The sequence below is a fragment of the Marinomonas sp. 63XJN7_7_ISO-PGPR-S23-202 genome, assembly GCF_056173505.1.
The window spans coordinates 430,969-452,123 of sequence record NZ_CM149677.1 but is presented as its reverse complement, the minus strand read 5'-3'; the positions used below and the strand labels follow the sequence as shown (position 1 = coordinate 452,123).

Below are 21,155 nucleotides of genomic sequence, written 5' to 3'. Positions count from 1 at the left end.
AGGAAGTTATGAAACGTACCTTTTCTTATTTGCTTCTGCTGTCTATCACGTTTACAACCCACTTCGCCGTCGCACAAGAGCGTGAGATGAAAGTGGCCACCATAGATTGGACGCAGATCGAAACCCTGCTTGCCTTAGGCGTTCACCCCATTGGCGCGGCACAGATAGCCGACTACAACGCGTGGGTAAAATCCCCAGCCATTCCCAGTCGTACCGTCGATCTTGGCTTGCGCACTCAACCCAATTTGGAACGATTGGCGGAACTAAAACCAGAGCGTATTTTTATCTCTCCGATGTTTCAGTCTCTGACACCACAATTATCCCGCATTGCCCCCGTAACAAACATCGCCTTATATAAAAAAGGCGATGTTTCATGGCAAGCCTTCAAAACCTATACGCAAACCCTCGCGAAAGACACCCACCGAGAAGCGGCCGCTAAATCACTGATTCAATCGGCTCAGGCGACGTTGGCGACCCTTTCTAAACAGGTTCCCACCCATACGCCACCCTTGTTGATGATGCAGTTTATGGACGCTCGTCATGTGCGAGTCTTTGGCACTAATAGCCTATATGGCATTGCCGCTCAGCAAATCGGTTTACAAAGTGCGTGGCAACGACAGACCAATAAGTGGGGCTTTTCTCTGGTTGGCATTGACAAACTGCTTGGCGTGAAAGGGCAAATTGTCGTCATCGAGCCATTACCAGCAGGTGTGGAAGCGAACCTACGACAGGATGCCTTCTGGCAATACTTGGTCAAACAAACTGGGCATCCGATGCTGAAAATCTCGCCCGTTTGGAGCTTTGGCGCCATCCCTTCCACGGTACGCTTTGCTCGTCTATTAACCACTGCTATTCATCAGGAGAGCAAATGATGCGGACGCTTCCTTTCACGCTGATGGCGCTCCTTGCCGTTCTGGTCGCTTTGTTAATAGGCGCCCACCTAAACAGCGTCGGTGTGCTTAACCATGCTTTTGCTAGCTTATTCCAGACAAACTGGCAGTCTAGCCGCTCGGTCGAGTTGTCATTAACCTGGTGGCCACGCCTGTTTACCACCTTATTGTGTGGTGCCGCATTAGCGGTGGCAGGGGTGTTGTTGCAACAGGTACTTAGAAACCCCATTGCCTCACCCTCTACTTTGGGGATTGCTAGCGGGGCTAGCTTTAGCCTGATGCTGGCAACACTGTATGCACCTTGGCTGATGGCGTTTTCTCAAAGTCTGGTTGCCTTAACAGGAGGGCTCATTACCATGGGGCTGGTCTTTCTGTTGTCTTGGCGACGTGCCCTATCGCCCACAGTGGTCGTGATTGCGGGTCTGGTGCTTAATCTCTATTTCAGTGCTTTCAGCACCGTATTGCTGATGCTCAATCAAGAAAAACTCTCTGGTTTAATGATCTGGGGAGCGGGCTCTCTAGTGCAAACGGGCTGGGGCAATGTCACCTATTTATGGCCACGCATTCTTGCGGCAGTGCTCGTCGCGCTTTTATTCCTTAAGCCATTAAGTTTATTAGAATTAACCGAGTCTGGTGCCAAAAGTTTAGGGGTGTCATTAACTAAACTCCGTTTTGTCTGTCTTGGTCTAGCGGTACTACTGACGTCTTGGGTGGTCGCCAGTGTTGGCGTGATTGGCTTTATTGGCCTCGCCGCCCCTGCTATTACGCGGCTAATGGGCATCCGTCGTTTACTACCTAAAGTAATAGTGTCCATGATACTTGGCGCCCTCTTACTAACACTGACAGATTTATTGATTCAACGACTACCAGACACGGTGGCAATGGTTGTTCAGACAGGAGCCGCCACGGCAGCGCTGGGGGCACCACTTATGTTATGGCTACTACCCAAGCTGGCCATTCGTCATCAGGCCCAAGCGGAAACCGTCTTAACCCGACATAATCAGCAAATACATCACCTCAGCAAATCCGCCATTGTATGGACAGGCGGGACATTGCTGGTGGGGTTTTGTTTATTTGCCAGTTTGTCTATTCAAAGCCACGGCTGGCAATGGCTAGTATTCAATGGCGATTGGTCTTTGTTGGAATGGCGGATACCTCGCTTAGTTGCGGCATTATTAGCTGGCATTATGCTCGCGGTAGCAGGCACCATCATTCAGCGCTTAAGCGGCAATCCAATGGCGAGCCCAGAGGTGATTGGTATCAGTTCTGGCATCGCCATTGGTCTGATTATCACCCTCTATAGTGGTCTTGCATCAGGACTTGTTGGACTCTATATAGGTGGTCTAGTGGGTGCCCTGATGGTCATGGGGTTAATCGTCTTGCTCAATCATAAGTCGGGATTTCAACCGGAGCGGGTATTGCTGACAGGGGTCGCTATTACGGCCCTGATGAATGCCGTGCAAAGTCTTATTCTCGCCGGTGGCGATCCACGTAGCTATGCTTTTTTAGCTTGGTTATCCGGTTCCACCTATTACGTTAAAAGCCAAACCTTGTTGCCTTTAGCGATAGCGACGTTGTTATTGGTCAGTATTGGCTTTTTGCTAAGTAAATGGCTGGATGTTTTACCGCTAGGGCAAGCAACAGCTCGATCATTGGGAATGAATGTCTCCCGATCCCGTCTCTTGCTGCTACTGTTAGCCGCTTGCTTAACCGTTGCTGCCACCTTGGTTGTCGGTCCATTAAGTTTTGTTGGGCTGATGGCGCCTCATTTAGCACGGCTATTTGGTTTTAGTCGTGCCCGCGATCATCTGATCGCCTCATCATTGGTGGGGGGACTACTGATGTTACTGTCCGACTGGTTAGGCCGACAATTACTCTACCCACAGGAAGTACCCGCAGGCATGGTCGCCTCCATTCTCGGCGGCTTATACCTGATGTGGGGCTTACGGCGGCTCTAGGGAATAGCTCTACCAGCATACTAGTATCTTGCTTCGTAAAACATGGAATGTGTTAAAGCTAATTAATGAGAATGATAATACAAATCAAAACTGTTTATTTATGGATCTAACATGAAGTTACTGATGCAGCTTGCAGACAAACAAGGTAAACCTCTGGCTTTTGTCATCTTACTCAGTATGGCCAGCGCACTCCTGACGGTCGGGGTAATTGCTTTTATTCAATACCGACTACTCAGTCAGCACGACCTAACCCCCTCGGTCCTGTGGCAATTTGTCCTTCTATTGGCGGTCTTGCTGGCAACGGCTACCGTCGCTCAAGTGGCACTGCATAAACTGGGGCATCAGTTTGTCTATAAAAAACGCTGTCAGCTTATCAAAAAACTGATCAATACTGATATCGAACAAATAGAAAGCATCGGCAGCGCTCGTTTGCTTGCGTCACTCAACACCGACATTCGTAATGTCACCTTTGCCTTTGTCCATCTGCCTGAGCTGATTTATGGGGTGGTGCTTTGCTTAATCGCCCTCGCCTATCTCGCTTTTTTATCTCTTCCTTTGTTTGGCGTCAGCGTCTTACTCTTAGCGTTGACAGGACTCTTCGGTTTTAGTCTGGTGAATAAAATCTCCTACCACATCACACAGGTGCGAGAATTCGATGACAAGTTGTATCAGGACTACCAGTCCTTTATTGAAGGTCGCAAAGAGCTATCGTTAAACCCGGGACGCGCTAAACGCTATTTCAATGATGAGTTTGATCCACACGCCAAACAGTATCGCGATCAGGTAACCCGTGCTGATATTCTTAACGGCTTTGCGGCCAACATGGCCAACACCATTGTTCTGGCACTCATCGGTTTAAACTTCTATCTCGCGTTAGGACTTGGCTGGGCCAGCTTTCCAGTTGCTTCATCGTTTGCGTTAATTATCTTATTTATGCGCACACCACTGATGTCAGCTGTCGGCTCCCTACCCACTTTAGTGACAGCCAATATCTCAATGCAGAAATTGGAAGACTTGTCATTAAGCCAAAATAGCGCCTTGATCAGTCAGCAACCGGTTTCTGCCCCTTTTGAGCAGTTGCATTTACAGCAAGTGGTTTATCAATACCGAGCTGACGGTGATGAGAAGCCGTTTCAGGTTGGTCCGATCGACTTCACCATTAAACAAGGTGAACTCATCTTTATCATTGGCGGTAATGGCAGTGGCAAATCCACGTTTGCCAACTTATTGACTGGTTTATATCGGCCCCACTCAGGGCAGGTTTTCCTTAACGACCAGCCGGTTTCCCTAGAGAAATGGCCGGAATATCGTTTGCAATTTTCCGCAGTATACAGCGACTTCTATCTATTCCATCAGATCACAGATGGACATGGTGACAACGTAGACAACACAGTGATTGATGACTGGATGATGCGTCTGGAAATGGCACACAAGGTCTCTCATCAGGATGGTTACCTTTCCGACACCCGATACTCCCAAGGGCAACGCAAACGACTCGCCTTAATGATGGCAGTATTGGAACAACGTGGCTGTGTCTTACTGGACGAATGGGCCGCCGACCAAGATCCCAAATTCCGCAAAACGTTTTACCGAGAACTATTACCCCTCTTAAAAGAGCGTGGTGTAACCATTATCGCCATTACCCATGATGACAAATATTTCGATGCGGCAGACCGAGTTTTCAAAATGGATTTAGGTCAGCTTAGCGAGCTCAACTCAAACAACCAACGCCATACAGAAGAAGCGCTTTCGAGCATTGTTTCTTAATCAATTGGACAAAAGCAAAAGAGAGGACTTTATGAGTATTGATAACCCAAACACAGAATTTACCGTCGTCATCAATGATCAAGAACAATACAGCATTTGGCCAACCTATCATGCGGTACCAGCGGGGTGGAAAGAAGTCGGCGTGGTCGGCAATAAAGAGCATTGCCTTGCGCACATCAAAGCAACATGGACAGACATGCGACCAAAAAGTTTAAGAGATGCCTTAGCCAGCTAGAAATAAATAAACAGCCAACGTCATGCCATTGTGTTTTCTTTTTACTCCATTAGGTGGTCATTATGCCAACTGACGATCTCTATAACGCGTCGACATCCAGCCAATATCATTCTCTTTACGCATCTCAACAGCGCCTATGGATGTTTCATCAATTAAAACCAAACAGCACCGCTTACAATCTTGGTGGGTTACTTTGGTTTGATGATCCTCGCCTGAGTATTGATAAGCTGAAACACGCCTTACACCAGATGATAAAAGACCACCCAGCCCTGACGATGATTCTGGATGACAGTACGGGAACCCCGCGCCAGTGCTATAGTGACGCTGACGGTCCAATCACTTCCCAACCAATAGACGTAACAGACTTAACACAGCATGACGACCCAATTGATTGGCTAAAACAAGACGCCGAACAAAGATACCTTGAACCTTATCAACTCACCCACCGCCGACTGACTCGTTTTCATATCTATCAGGTACATCAGGATAAGTTTGCCGTATTAATTGCCGCACACCATCTGATTATGGACGCTTGGTCATTATCGCTGTGTTGTAAATCGGTCTTATCCTACCTTGCTGGCGATCACTCTCCTGCTCGCAATGGCGAGGATTATTTATCCTTCGTGGAAAAGAACAGCCATGACAATGACATAGACACTACCCGCACGGCATGGCAGTCATTAGCACTGTTATCGGATGAGCCGCTTACCTTACCCAACATCGCCCCTCTTAGCGATGTCAGTTATCGTGCTGGCCATGTGACACAAGGTTTGAGCGACGCGCAACTAGGGAGTCTCAATAACGCCGCCAAATCCCTTGGTGTCACACGCTTTGAACTGCTATCAAGCGCTCTGCTTTTGACCCTGTCTGTGTATAGCAATCACCCCCATCCATCGTTGGTGATCCCCACACTCAACCGGAACAGTCAAAACCGACGTACGGTGGGCTTCTACGTTCGCAACGCCTTGCTTGGCCTACCCTTAGAAGCCACCAGCACACTGGGAGAGATCACGCAAAAGGTACGCGAAAAATTGGCCCAATCCCTTGGTTTTTCAAGCTTTTCAGCCGAACAACTCTGTGGCCAACACGCCCTGCCCAGTTATGCCTTTAACTTCCGCACCCACGGGGAAGGAATGGTTGTCAAACAAGGGGATTATCAATTGTTATTCGAAGAGTTTCCCGTAGTAGAAACGCCCTTTGAACTGGTACTGGATGCCATCAGCAATACTGATCTGACCTTGCGTTTTGTGTACGCCAAAGAAAAATTCTCTAGGGCATTTATTGAGCGCCTTATCGACAGCTACCAACATATTCTTCAGCAAATCTGCCACCAGCCAGACCGCCCAAAAGCCAGTATCAACCCGCTGGGCAAGCAAGAAAACCGTTGGTTCGATGCCCAAGCGACAGCAGACACACCGTGGGAAAAGGCACTGTTTCATGATCTGTTTGCCCGCCAGGCATCCTCTCAGCCCGATCATATTGCCTTGAAGCATGGCGACCGAACCTTGACCTACCGTCAACTTGACGAACAAGCCAACCAATTAGCCCACTATTTAATCAGTGAAGGCGTCGTGCCCGACACCATGGTTGGCGTCATGATGGAAAGAGGCCTCGCTCTGTTTGTCACCCTGCTCGGCATACTCAAAGCGGGCGGCGCCTTTTTACCGCTGGATCCTGACTACCCAGAACAACGTTTGCGCTTTATGCTGGAAGACAGTGACGCACAGTTGCTACTAACGCAAACGTCTTTAATGGAAAGCGCTCGGTCTCTTACCACGCAATCGGTAATTGCCTTGGAGTCCATCCCCTTAGACGCCTTTGCCAACACAGTGCCCATCACGAACCTACTTCCCCAGCATTTGGCCTACGTCATTTATACTTCCGGCTCAACGGGTATGCCCAAAGGGGTGGCCGTGGATCATCTTGGCTTAACCATGCATGTGCAAACCATTGGCCAAGAATATGATATGACACCACACGACACAGAGTTGCACTTTGCCTCCATCAGCTTTGATGGCGCCCTTGAGCGCTGGACAGTTCCCCTTGCCTTTGGTGCTCGACTCATCATTCGTGATCAAGCGCTATGGACACCAGAGCAAACCACACAGATTTTATGTAACGAAAAAGTAACTATCGCCTGTTTTCCACCAAGTTATGCCGGCCCCTTATTAGACTGGATAGAAGAGACACAACCCTCATTAACATTACGCTCGATTACCTTAGGTGGAGAAGCTTTCACTCGGGAAACTTTTGAACGCATTCAACGAGTTATCGCCCCACCTAGAATCATTAATGGCTATGGCCCAACCGAAACCATTGTTACCCCATTAATATGGCGAGCCTATCCGCAGGATACCTTAACCAGTGCTTACGCTCCCATTGGTTCCGCTGTTGGTGCTCGTCAACTGTATGTGTTAGACGCTCAATTACAACGTTTACCCGCTGGGGTCATTGGTGAACTCTACATTGGCATGGAGGTGGGCCTTGCCCGTGGCTACTTGAAGCGAGCAGACCTGACCGCTGAGCGCTTTTTACCTGATCCATTTGCAGCGAATGGCGAACGTATGTACCGCACTGGTGACTTGGTTCGTTTTAATGAAAATGGCGTTATTGAATACTTTGGTCGAGCGGATCAACAGGTTAAAATTCGCGGTTTTCGTATTGAGTTAGGGGAGATTGAGTCCTGTCTACAAACCGTATCCCAAGCAAAATGGTGTGCTGTTGTCGCCCACGACTCGCCAAATGGGAAAAAGCTGGTGGGCTATGTGCAAACGCATGACACTCAACAAGACTCGACGCCATGGTTAACGGCACTCGCTCAGCAGTTACCGGATTACATGGTGCCTTCTCACATTATGATGGCAGAGCAATTCCCCATCACGCCAGCGGGTAAAATTGACCGAAATCGGCTCCCCGCTCCTCAGTGGGAACAACTGAACGACACAAACAGCCCCTTGACCACACCTCGGCAAACATTATTGGCTGACCTATGGCGAGACATATTAAAGACCCATGCTATTGGCGCTAACAGCCACTTTTTCTCTTGCGGTGGCGACTCCATTAGTGCCTTACAATTGGTCGGCAAGTTGCGTCAGCACCAGCTGATGTTAAGCCCCAAACAGGTGTTTGACCATCCTGTGTTATCAGACATGGCCGATTGCCTTGTTGATAACCAAACCAAAGCAGCGCAACAACATCCTCTTAGAGGGGAGGTCGCCTTGCTGCCGATGCAATCGCGCTTTGTCGAACAGTATTCACTGACATTGTGCAATCAGTTTGCGCGTTTTCAACTGCCGACGCCCGTTCATCAAGAAGCTCTGAATACGGCAGTAACAAAGCTGCTAGAACACCATGATGCCTTGCGACTGAGATTCAACGACAGCCGAACCGCCACCTATCTTGATCAAGGCAGATTCGCCTTACAAATACAAAACCAGCCACTCGATTGTGACGTCATACAACAGGCCATTGACCCAAGCGCGGGGTTGCTGCTCTCCTTAGGAGTCCACCTGGAAAGCGGTGATACTCTACTGGCGATCCATCACTTGGTAATCGATGCGTTGTCGTGGCCGATATTGCTAGAGGACTTGATGAGCCTCTATCAAGGGAGCTTACACAATACAGCGAACCATTTGCCCGCCAAAACCCACCACCAAGGGGATTGGTATCAAGCGCTGTACAACTATTCATGGTCCGCTCAAGAACACCGCTATTGGACAGAACAAGTTCATCCCCCCGTGTTTCCAACACAGCGGGAAGCAATCCGCAAGCATCAATGGCACCTCACTTCCAGCTCGGCACAAAGCCTGTTTGCCTGCACTCAGCGGTTCGCCAGACTGGATAAGGAAACCAGCTTACTGTGCGTCGTCGCCCATGCGTTAGGCCACTATCAACAACAGAAAACATTTCTGATCCATAAAGAAAGTCATGGCCGTTTCGCGGATGCCTTTCATCTTGATCTGTCACGTAGCATTAACTGGCATACGGCTTTATTCCCGCAAAAAATCCTTATCAGTGACGACTTAAGCGCAACCTTAGCCCACACTAAAGACCTTAGTTTAGCGCGACCAGCGGGGGGCATTGGTTATTCTGCTGGAATATTGCAAGGGGAATGGGCCTATGCTGACGGCATCGATGTGTTATTTAACTACCTTGGTCGAGCAACGCAAAATCACCTCTCTGGCCTACCTCTCAAGGAGTTTGGTTTATGGCGACTAGACAACGGTATTAGCGATGCAGCCATCGCTGTCAATATTTCTGAAACAGACCAAGGAATTGAATTTGATATAGAGCTGGATCGCCTGTTATTTAACGAGTCACAAAGTGAACGCTTTATTCAACATCTCGATCAGGCAACCAAAGCCATTACTCAGCATTGCCAGCAACACTCGGCTATTTTGACCCAACAGGATGCGCTGGGCACAGTGCTAAACCAAGCGTCACTCACCACCATCAGCCAAGCAATTCTGTCACAGCCCGATGGTCAGTTGCCGGAAAAGATCCTGCCTTTATCCACTTTACAGCAAGGGCTCTATTTCCATTCACAACTTGCTAACGACAAGCACACCTATGTAAACCAAATCACCTTGCCGATTCATGGCGCAGAACCGAATAAACTATTAGCCTGCTGGCAACAGCTTATGCAGCGTCACACCATGCTGCGTTCTACTATCAGCCAAGTGGAGGGGCAAGCGCACTTATTGGTCTGGTCAAGCCTGCCTCTGATAAGTTCCTATCAAGATGCCCGAGAGCAAAAAGGATGTCGCCTGAAACAGATTCAACAGCACCTTGTTGAGCAGGGGTTTGATTTACAACAAAACCTCATTAGCGCACCACTACCATTGTGGCGGGTCGATTTAATCCAAACCACAGATCAGACACTGCAATGCGTGTTTACCATTCATCATCTACTCATGGATGGTTGGAGTACTGGTGTGTTATTAACCGAACTCTTTAGCCTGTATCACGGTCACACTCTGCCCCCCGTACAACAGGATTTTTCCGACTATCTCAGCTGGATCCGCCAACAAAATACAGCGTCAGTTGAGCCTTACTGGCGTGATTTTTTAAGCCATATTGAGACCCCTACTTTGCTGGCGAATGTGTATGGTCAGCCCCAGCCGCAACAAGGTCATGTACGTAGTACCATCAGCATAGACACCACCACACTGGCCAACTGGCAACAGGATCTTAAGCACTCAGGGCTCACGCTCAACACCTTAATTCAAGGTGCTTGGCTACTGACCCTGCAGCGTTATACAGGGCAAGACAATCCCGTTTTTGGTAATACGGTAGCAGGCCGGCCCTCGACCCTCGCCCATAGCGATACCATGGTCGGGCTCTTTATTAATACGCTCCCTGTGACCCATAGGATTTGTTGGCAACAGACAATTCAAGACTGGCTAAACGCCATACAAAATCAAACCAGCAGTCAGCGTGAATTTAGCCACACGGCCTTGTCCCAAGTGCAACAGTACTCTCCCCTCGCCGGAAAGTCGCTTTTCGATACCTTGGTGGTATTCGAAAACTACCCGCTGGATCAAAGCCTCTTTCAACAAGGGGAACTCACTATCGGTGAACCAGACAGCTATGAGTTCACCCACTACCCTCTTACGTTGGCCGTGTTGCCCAGTGAACAATTAGACATTGTCTTTGCTTATGATTCCGCTTGCTTTAGTGCCACACAAATAGCGTCATTACAGGCGACAACAAGTCATTATATTGAGCAGTTAGTACATGGTTTAGTACAACCACTTAACAGCATTAATGTGATAGATAACACCCAAAAAGACATCTTACAAAAGCATGTAAAACCCTCTGAGCCTTGGCACTATATCCCATTTACTGAGCTGTTTCGCAAACAAGCCGAGCAACGGCCAAGCCAACAAGCATTAGTCGCCAATCCGTTACTAGCGGGCGGAAAACAAGCCACGGTATTAACCTACCAAGCGCTAGACCAACAAAGTGACGCCGTAGCGGCAGAACTGCTTGCCCAAGGTATTCATCAAGACAGTATTGTTGGCGCCTTATTCCAACGGAGTAATGAAATGTTGGTCGCGATGATCGGTATTTTAAAGGCGGGAGCCGCCTTCCTACCACTTGACCCCTCTTATCCAGAAGACCGTTTACGTTATATGGTCGAAGACAGTGAAGCTGCACTCTTAATCAGTGATCCATCATCCTTATCATTAGCACAACGTATAGGAGAGAAAACGCCTCTTATAAGTTTCAATAACATTGATTTGACCGCTTCTTTAAGTGAAAACCCCGTGCTTTTACCCGACCAGTTGGCTTACGTCATCTATACCTCTGGCTCGACTGGCAGACCAAAAGGCGTCTGTATCAGCCAATTAGGGTTAAGCATGCATGTGCAAACCATAGGACAGCGCTATGGTATGCAACCCTCAGACAGAGAACTGCATTTTGCCTCCATCAGCTTTGATGGTGCCATTGAGCGTTGGGCCACACCTTTAGCATTTGGCTCTACCCTAGTGATTCGTGATCAATCCCTCTGGAGTGCCCAAGAAACCTGCGAGGTACTAGAAAGAGAGCACATCACCATTGCCTGCTTCCCTCCTAGCTATGTAGGCCCTTTACTGGAATGGATACAAGCGGCTAACCCAAAACCCCAACTCCATGTTCGCTCATGGACACTGGGTGGCGAGGCGTTTACTCGCGATACCTATTTTGCTTTGCAACACACTCTACAACCGCCACGTATTATTAATGGCTACGGCCCAACAGAAACCGTTGTTACACCGTTAATCTGGCAAGCTTATAGGGATACGCCACTTGACAGTGCCTATGCCCCCATTGGGACAGCCGTCGGCGCCCGTGACCTGTTCGTGCTGGATAAAGACTTACGCCCCGTACCTTCGGGTGTTTGTGGGGAACTCTACATTGGTGACGAAACAGGGTTAGCGCGGGGCTACCTCGCTCGCCCAGAGCTAACCGCCGAGCGTTTTATGCCCAACCCCTTCAGTCGATATGGTGAACGCATGTATCGAACTGGCGACCTAGTGCGCTGGCGCGAAGACGGTGTCATGGAATATTTGGGGAGAGCAGACGATCAAATCAAAATCCGTGGGTTCCGCATTGAATTAGGGGAAATTGAATCTCGCTTGCAGCAACTTAGCGGCAGTCGCCGTAGTGCCGTTGTGGCCTTTGATGGGCCGACAGGAAAGAGGCTGGTTGGCTATATCGAAAGCCAAGCTACCTCTCTCGGTAGCCAAGCCATTTTACAGAAAATGAAGCACGCGCTGCCAGATTATATGGTGCCTTCTCAACTGATGGTGTTGGATGCTTTGCCACTCACCCCCGCCAGTAAAGTGGATAAAAAGCGCCTACCAGAGCCGGAAATAAAGACATCGCACCAAGATTTTGTTGCCCCTCAAGGTGATGTAGAAACCTTACTCGCCAGCGAATGGCAGCACCTGCTAACACTCGACAAAATTAGCCGATACGACGACTTTTTTACCCTTGGTGGTCAATCACTGCTCGCGACCCAATTGGTCGGCCGTTTGCAACAAAATCATCAGATACACTTGCCACTGCAAGCGGTGTTCGATGCACCTATATTGAGTAAAATGGCCAAACAGTGTCAGTCCCATAACGAAGCCCTTGCTATGAAGGCGGTTCCACGGTTATCCCACATGCCAGTCAGTGCGGCACAAAAGCGCTTATGGTTTGTTCAAGAACTGATGCCAGACAGTTCTGCTTATCATATGCCTTTGGGCATCAAATTGACGGGCCAGCTTGATCGCGTACATTTAGCCCTCGCGCTGCAGTCCTTAGTAAACAAACATGAAATTTTTCGTACCACTTTTGTTCAAGTAGAAGGCGAGCTGATGCAGACCATCCACCAAGAGGTGCAGGTCCCTATTACCTACTATCAAGCCAGTGAGTTTAACGCCCTTGAACCACAACGAAAAAACTGGATAAGCGAACCGTTTGATCTTGCCCAAGCGCCCCTTATGCGAGTGTATGCTATCGAACACAATGCAAACGAACACGAACTGCTTTTGGTCCTCCATCATATTATTAGTGATGGCCTCTCCATACAGCAGTTCATTAAGGAATGGTTCACCCTGTATCGGGATCTAGCGAGAGGTGTTGAGTCAAATATCGATTCCCTTAAGACGTTGGATTATGCTGACTACGCTTATTGGCAACGGGATTGGCTGCAAACACCGCAAGCTAAACAAGATCTTCTGTGGTGGACGCAGGCACTGAAAACCGATATTGATCCACTCATCCTGCACAGCGAAGTGCCAAGAGACCCGCAGCAAGTACATGGCAGACGCTATCATTTTGTATTGAGTGAACAACAAGTCACACACATCCGTTCACTTGCCTCGTCTCATCAGACAACCACCTTTAACGTGATGCTCAGTCTTTGGCATTTACTAATGCACAAATACACAAGTCAGCATGACATTCGCGTGGGGGTTCCTGTCGCGGGACGACACCAACCCGATACACAGGATATGCAAGGCTGCTTTATTAACAGTCTCACGATTCCCGCTAATATCAAAGCCACCGATACCTTCTCGGACTTAGTAAAGCAAGTCACTGGCTTTTTCCAGCAGGCCCTGGCTCGTCAGCATGTTCCCTTTGAGGCCATTGTTGAAGCGCTCGGTGTCGCGGGTAATATACAGCATCATCCCCTTTATCAGACCAGCTTCAATTTCCAACAAATGGATCTAGCCGTTCTTCAGCATGTCGATGACTTAGACATTAGCTTGTTTGATCCTGGAGTAGTCGGTGCTCAACTTGAATTAAGCCTCGATATCCAAGAGTTCACGGATACCATCGATAGCAACGAGAAGTGGACAGGCTTTGTTAACTACGCCTCACCCATTTTTGATGAAGCCTTTGCTCAATCCTTAATTGAACACTGGTTCCTGCTACTGGAAAGCGTCGCCAATGGTCAGCCAAAAACGCTGGCCGAGCTAACCTTGGTAGATGCCTCACAGGGTCAATACATTAAGCAATTCAATGCAACGGACAAAGATTGGGGGGAACTGTTACCCCCACCGTTAAGTATTATTCAACAAGCCCAGCGCACACCCGATGCGACCGCGTTGTCGATGGGTAACCAAACACTCAACTATCGTGACTTTGATCGTCAAGTTACCCAACTGGCCAACTGGCTACGCCAGCAAGGCGTCAAAGAAGAAACCCGTGTTGGACTTGGCCTGCCACGCTCTATTGACTTAGTCATCGGCCTACACGCCATTACTCGCTCAGGGGGAGCCTATGTTCCCTTGGATCCTAGTTACCCTAAGGAGCGCCTCAGCTATATTCTCGACGCGGCCGAGGTCTCCTTACTGCTAACAGATGAGCCAACCCTCAGCCAGTGGCCTGCCTCATCCCATTGCCGTTATGTCACAATCGATAGCCTCGATACGTCGTCCGAAAGTCTGACGCCCCCCCGTGTTCACTGGCAACAGGATCTGGCGTTATATGTCATTTTCACCTCAGGTTCCACAGGGTTACCAAAAGGCGTCGTTAACACACAAGCCGCCTTACAAAACCGTCTACAGTGGATGCAAAGCGAATACTCACTAACAGCAGAGGATTGTGTTTTACAGAAAACCCCTTTTAGTTTCGATGTCTCGGTCTGGGAGTTTTTCTGGCCTCTAATGGTCGGTGCCCGACTTGCCATTGCCCCACCTGAGTCTCATCGTCAGCCAGAACGCTTGCATCACACCATCATTGAACAAAACGTCACCACCATTCACTTTGTGCCATCCATGCTACACGCCTTTGCCAACGAGACAGACATGGCCCATTGCCGCAACCTAAAACGCATTATCTGCAGTGGGGAGGCATTGCCCGTGGAGTCTGTCGATAAGGTGCTGACGACTCTGCCCACCTGTCAACTTCACAACTTATATGGCCCCACCGAAGCCGCCATTGATGTCAGTTATTGGCAATGCCAGCAACCGCTTGGCAGACGCACGCCCATTGGCTATCCGATCAGCAATACGCAACTGCATGTGCTGGATGACTGCTGGAATCCCCTTCCAATCGGCATTCCAGGGGAACTCTATTTGGCTGGCGATGGATTAGCACGAGAATACCTTGGCCGCGCTGATTTAACCGCCGAGCGCTTTGTCCCTAACCCTTGGGGAGCAGCCGGTTCTCGCATGTACCGCACTGGCGATAAAGTCTTGCGCATGCCTGACGGTCGCTTGGAGTATCTTGATCGACTGGATCATCAGGTCAAAATTCGCGGGTTGCGTATCGAATTGGAAGAAATAGAAGCGGTGCTTAATCAACATAGGCTAATCGATGAATCCGCCGTAATCGCCTACCACTATCAAATTGGCTCGCAACAGGATAAGGGCCATACCCAACTGGTCGCTTACTTGGTGTGCAAGGATTGGACGACAGACCACGAAGCGGAGGTAAAACGTCATCTTTATGAGCGTTTACCCGATTACATGGTGCCTGCCATCTTTATTGGCCTCGATGCGATGCCGTTATCCCCAAGCGGCAAGCGTGATCGTAAAGCATTGCCTTCCCCAGAGTGGAATCAAGTACGCTATCGCGCCCCAGAATCCGCACTAGAAAAATGGTTCGCCCAAACCTGGCAAACCATTCTGGGCGTTGAGCAAGTAGGGCTTGATGACAACTTCTTTGCCCTTGGCGGACACTCTCTATTGGCAACCAAAGTGGTGGCTTTGACGCAACAAGAGCTGGGACTCACCCTGACCTTAAAAGACTTTTTTGCCGCCACGTCTTTACAAGCACTCACCGACAGCCTTGAGCCTCACTACCAAACACACCACCAATCGGAGCAGAACGAGCTCGATGTCATGGCGGCATTGATGGACGACTTGGATAACTTATGACTGCGAAAAATGACAAAACAGCCTTAGCGAAACGCTTTTTACAACTTGGTGAGCAAGAACAAATCAAGTTTATCCGTCTTCTTGATAGCAAGGGCTTAAACTTTGAAACACTGCCCATTGTAGCGGGCGAGAGGCCCAAACTGATCCCGTTGTCTCCCGCGCAAAAGCGGATGTGGGATATCTATCAGTTAGATGCAGGCAACAGCGCCTACCATATGGGAGGCTGTTTTGAGGTTTCAGGGCCACTGGATCTTAAGCAACTGCAGAATGCGCTGCTAAAGGTGATGGAAAAACATCATACTCTGCGTACGCGATTTGTTCAGAATGAAGCCGGAGAAACCTTTCAATTTATTGAAAACCAGCCAGTTATCAGCATTGATAGCTGGGATCAACAAGGCGCAGATGGACACACTTTACAACAAGCCAACGAGGACTTTTCAAGCAAGCCATTTGACCTTTATCGCGGCTTACCCATCCGTGCTCAGAGCATCCGTCTCGAAGAAAATCGCTACCAATTACACCTGGTGATGCACCACCTTGTGTCCGATGGCTGGTCTGTGGACATATTTATGGGCGACCTGATCAAGGCTTATCAGGCCATCGCGCTCACCCCACTGGATATCCAATACGCAGATTATGCCATTTGGCAAACGGCCCTGCTAAAGGCAGGAAAAGATCAAGAACATTTGGACTTTTGGCGTCAAGAGATCGGCCCCCATCAGCCAGAAAAGTTGTTTGCTTGGCAGGGGGAAGTAACGCCTAATCAACGCCGTTTGGCAGACAGCCTCCATTTGTCGGTCTCTTCTCGACAGCACCAGGCCCTTAAGCAGATAGCGCGCCAGTTGTCTATCACCACGTCCAGTCTCTGGTTAGGGTTGTGGCAAAGTGCCCTAGCCAAGGCATCAAAACAGCAAACTATCTCCATTGGTATCCCTCTAGCGAATCGACAACGGGCCGAAGTCGCTGATGTCATTGGCTTTTTCGTCAATACCTTGGTCATTAAGCAAACCATCGCCCCGATCAGCCCCTTGATGGATAGCATCCAAACCGCCCATCAAAAAGTGCTACAAGCACAGGACCATCAATTAGTACCGTTCGATCAGATTGTCACATCTTTATTAACCGAACGCTCACCAGGGGAAACCCCTTTCTTTCAGGTGCTGTTTAACCATCAAATGGTGGCCCAAACCAGCGCACAGCTATCACCAGAGGTGACCATAAAACCCATCCACCAGCCAGGTCTCTTTGCCTTGTTCGATGTGGCCTTAGACATTCGTGAACACGCTGACCATACCCGTGTCATTCTCACCTATGCCAAAGACCGTATTGCCCAGCAAGCCATGACACAGCTATTCCAGATGCTAGAGCGTCTCACTAACACCCTAGAAGAGAACCTACCGCTCCCCTTGGCGCGAATCAATCTACTGAGCAAGGAGGACATCAAACGCCTCAATGCACTGGCTCAACCGAATGGCTCATGGCAGTTTGCCCCGATTACAAGCTTGATCGCTAAACAGGCAGTAGTGCACCCGAATGCGATTGCGCTAAAACAGTCTGGGACACAATACACTTTCGCCGAGCTGGAATCTCACGCCAACCAACTGGCTCACTATTTAATAGGGCTGGGCATCCGCCAAGATGAACCCGTGGGGGTTTTATTTGAGCGTGGCGGTAATATGATTATCGCCATGATCGCCATTATGAAAGCGGGCGGCGCTTTCTTACCCCTAGATCCAGACTACCCCACAGAACGACTGGCTTACATGATTGAAGATTCAGGTGCCAAGTACCTGCTTTCTCATCAAACGCTCACCGCTCGCTGGCACCAAATAAACCGCGCTATTACTCAACAAACGGTCCAGTTGTTAGCGGTTGATGAACTGGACCTGAGTCAACAAAATACCACTGCTCCCGCCCTGACGCTTTATCCTGAGCAACTGGCGTATATTATTTATACCTCCGGCTCAACGGGCAAACCCAAAGGCGTCGCCATTGCCCATGATGGCTTAAGCATGCATGTACAAACCATCGGCAAACAATATGGAATGACTCCAGATGATATCGAGCTGCACTTTGCTTCCATCAGCTTTGATGGCGCGGTAGAACGCTGGACGGTTCCACTGGCTTTTGGCGTCAAATTAATCATCCGCGATCAAGCACTATGGAGTGCGGAAAAAACATGTCGCGTGCTGCAAGAAGAAGGCGTCACCATCGCCTGCTTCCCACCAAGCTATGTGGCCCCATTATTGGATTGGATAGAAGCCACCCGGCCAACATTGGCCGTGCGCTCTTGGACATTAGGCGGAGAGGCGTTTACCCGTGAAACCTATGAGAGACTGCAAACCTTAGTTCACCCACCACGTATCATCAATGGTTATGGGCCCACGGAAACCGTGGTTACCCCTTTGATCTGGCGCGCCAACCCAGGGGATTCCTTTCCCACGGCCTATGCGCCCATTGGAGAGCCGGTTGGCTCCCGCCGTTTGTACGTCCTGGATGAACAGTTAAACCCTGTGCCATTAGGCGAAGCGGGTGAACTCTATATTGGCGATGAAACGGGGTTAGCCCGCGGTTATTTACATCAACCAGAACAAACCAGTGAACGTTTCTTGCCAGACCCATTTACCGCTAACGGTGAGCGTATGTATCGCACGGGGGATTTAGTACGCTGGCGTGATGATGGGGTAATGGAATACCTAGGACGCCTCGACCAGCAGGTAAAAATCCGTGGTTTTAGAATTGAATTAGGCGAAATCGAGAGCCGCTTACAGCAATTATCCGGTGTCGAAACCTGTTTGGTTGCCCTATGGCAAAACCAACTTGTTGGTTACCTTCATGGGCGCCACGCCACACAATGTGACCAACAGGTGTTGCTAGCAAAACTGGCGCAACAGGTTCCAGATTACATGCTACCTGCACAACTCATGGTACTGGATCATCTGCCTCTCACACCAGCAGGGAAAATAGACCGCCAAGCACTGCCTGCTCCCAGCCACATATCCCTAGAGACATCCTATACGGCCCCCATCACACCTCAAGAAACCTTACTGACGACTCTCTGGCAAGAGCTATTGGGCATCAAGAAGGTCAGTCGAGCAGGCCATTTTTTTGCCCTCGGGGGCGATTCTATCCTCTGCTTGCAACTGGTCAGCAAACTGAAATTAAGCGGATTTAGCCTGACGCCAAAAGACATCTTTGCCAACCCGGTATTATGTGATCTGGCCAAGACAATGACCCGCGTTCAGCAAGCGCAAGAGAGAGCACTACCTCAGCATGCCTTTGGTTTGATGCCCATACAGGCCCATTTTTTAGCCCAAGACTTTGCCCAACCTAACCACTGGAACCAACATGTCTGCGTCACCTTGAAACAGGAAATGGACACGAACGCTCTAAATCTCGCGTTCAATGCCTTAGTCGAACATCACCCCAGCCTTCGCTTGGCTTTTTCTAAAACGGAAAGGGGCTACCAACAAGCCTACCAACCCTTTGTTTCAAGTAATCTGCTCTGGCAAGCCCAAGCGGCCGACGAAGCCGAATTTGCTGACATCGCCCACCGTCTACAAACTAGCCTCAATTTAGCGTCTGGAAAATTACTGCAAGCGGGGCTTATCACTCTGTCGGATACAAGTAAAAGGCTTATTGTGGTCATTCATCATATGGCCGTAGATGGGGTTTCCTGGCGTATTCTGCTCGACGATTTATGGACGGCTTACCAACAAATCATGAGTGATCAAGCCGTTGTCTTACCCACTAATTATACCAGCTTGGATATGGCCGTCGCCAAACTCCATGAGTGGCGGGCTTCCGTCGACTATCAGCAAAAACAAGCCTACTGGCAAACGGTTGTCGACGCATCCCACGCCCTTCTGCCAAGGACGCCACCAGCGCGTTATGCCGACAAACACAGCCTCACCATTTCACTCAGCGAGCAAGACACAGCAGCATTACTCACCTCAACGAAAGACATTATCAGCACCCTGTTAGCCGCCTTACCTGTCGCCTCGCTCACCAATAACCAAACGGCGTTACCGCTTTATTTAGAAGGTCACGGTCGAGAGGCGTCGGTCTTTGGTGAGTTAGACTTAAGCCGCCTTGTTGGCTGGATGACCAGTTTGTACCCGATGATTCTTCATGCTAATCAAGACAGCGCAGCCATTGAACAGCAACTCAGCACAATACGCGAAGATGGCGGCATCAGTTTTGGCGCACGCTATCTAGAGCCTGACCAACCGTCTCCCAATGCCTTGCTGACATTCAACTATTTGGGCCAATATTCTCATCAGGATTTTGCCCATTGGTGCCAGCCATTTGAAGGCGGCGGACCTGCGCAATCTGAGCAAAATACCATGCTCACCCCATTAGTCATTAACACACAGATTGTCTCTGGCAAGCTATCCTCTACTTGGGAATACGCAACAAGCCATTACCATGAGTCTGATGTTCAGACATTCGCGAATCAGTGGCGTCACCAACTTCACCAACACATAAAACAGTTGGCGCAATCCCCTGTGCCAGTGCAGGCTGATCAAAGCTTAATAGAAAGGCTCAATACGGACTCGAAACCACCTGTTTTTTGCATTCACCCGGTTACTGGACGAGTCGTTGGTTATCAGAAATTGGCTATTGCTCTGGAAGGCCATCGAACTGTCTATGGTATCCAGTCTCAGAGCTTTGCTTATCCTGGCCGTTTTGGCCGCTCTTTTTCACATATGGCAGATGTTTACGTGGCGACCATTAGAGCACGGCAACCCCAAGGCCCCTACAGCTTAATCGGTTGGTCTCTGGGCGGAGCTTTATGTCAAGAAATCGCCATGCGACTCGAACAAGAGGGAGAGTCTATAGAGTTTATCGGTTTATTAGATTGTTATGTTCCAGGCACGGAAATAGCAGATAATCAATGGCAATCCCCCCATGCCAAACACAAGCTTATTTCTCACTTAGAGTTGCTATTAGGGACACTATCAGACACACAGCAAGCCTCTTGTCTGCTCAAGTTTGACCAGTCCCCTCCCAGTCACTGGCCAGCATTATTTGACGAATGGCTAACGGAGAATCAGTTTTCACTTCATGATGCGCAAAATGCGCGGCAAGTCTTATATAGCTGGGCAGTAGAGCAACATATGAGAGCATTATGCGCAGAGTACCAACTACCATCTATCGCAACCCCTATGCATGCTTTCTGGGCGGGACAGCCTGATAAACGTGCTGCTTGGCTAGCCACAGAACTGAGCAAGATAAACTCTCTTGCGGATCACCGTGTTTACGACACAGATCACCTTGGTATCGTCCAGCATCAAGCGGTTATTAATGATTTAAAACAAATACTTAGCCAAACGGCAGATAGGATACGCCATCATCACAAAGCAGTGAGAGCGTCTATAGACGAATTTATCGAATATTAAATTGAGAATGATAATCAACTAAATCTTTTCATTTATTAAAGAAT

The 21,155-nt window shown here is 49.2% G+C and carries 6 protein-coding genes; all 6 read left to right on the top strand.

Annotation, left to right across the window (positions count from 1 at the left end; all coding sequences use genetic code 11):
* Positions 1-8 precede the first annotated feature (8 nt).
* On the top strand, positions 9-872 hold the full coding sequence (locus tag AC0VYG_RS01985) for an ABC transporter substrate-binding protein (RefSeq protein WP_475430684.1): 864 nt from the start codon (positions 9-11) through the stop codon (positions 870-872).
* Positions 869-2,848: a Fe(3+)-hydroxamate ABC transporter permease FhuB gene (fhuB, locus tag AC0VYG_RS01980; RefSeq protein ID WP_475430683.1), complete on the top strand. Its 1,980-nt coding sequence runs from the start codon at positions 869-871 to the stop codon at positions 2,846-2,848. The genes AC0VYG_RS01985 and fhuB overlap by 4 nt, the downstream gene beginning before the upstream one ends.
* Positions 2,849-2,959: 111 nt before the next feature.
* Complete coding sequence (locus AC0VYG_RS01975; RefSeq protein ID WP_475430682.1) at positions 2,960-4,615, top strand: multidrug ABC transporter permease/ATP-binding protein; 1,656 nt, start codon at positions 2,960-2,962, stop codon at positions 4,613-4,615.
* 31 nt (positions 4,616-4,646) lie between these two features.
* Entirely contained in the window at positions 4,647-4,850 is a 204-nt protein-coding gene (locus AC0VYG_RS01970) for an MbtH family protein (protein WP_475430681.1), read from the top strand.
* Positions 4,851-4,912: 62 nt separating this feature from the next.
* The gene (locus AC0VYG_RS01965) at positions 4,913-15,709 is read left to right on the top strand and encodes an amino acid adenylation domain-containing protein (protein ID WP_475430680.1); all 10,797 of its coding nucleotides are present in this window, start codon (positions 4,913-4,915) and stop codon (positions 15,707-15,709) included.
* Entirely contained in the window at positions 15,706-21,111 is a 5,406-nt protein-coding gene (locus tag AC0VYG_RS01960) for a non-ribosomal peptide synthetase (protein ID WP_475430679.1), read from the top strand. Before AC0VYG_RS01965 ends, AC0VYG_RS01960 begins: the two co-directional genes overlap by 4 nt.
* Positions 21,112-21,155 lie beyond the last annotated feature (44 nt).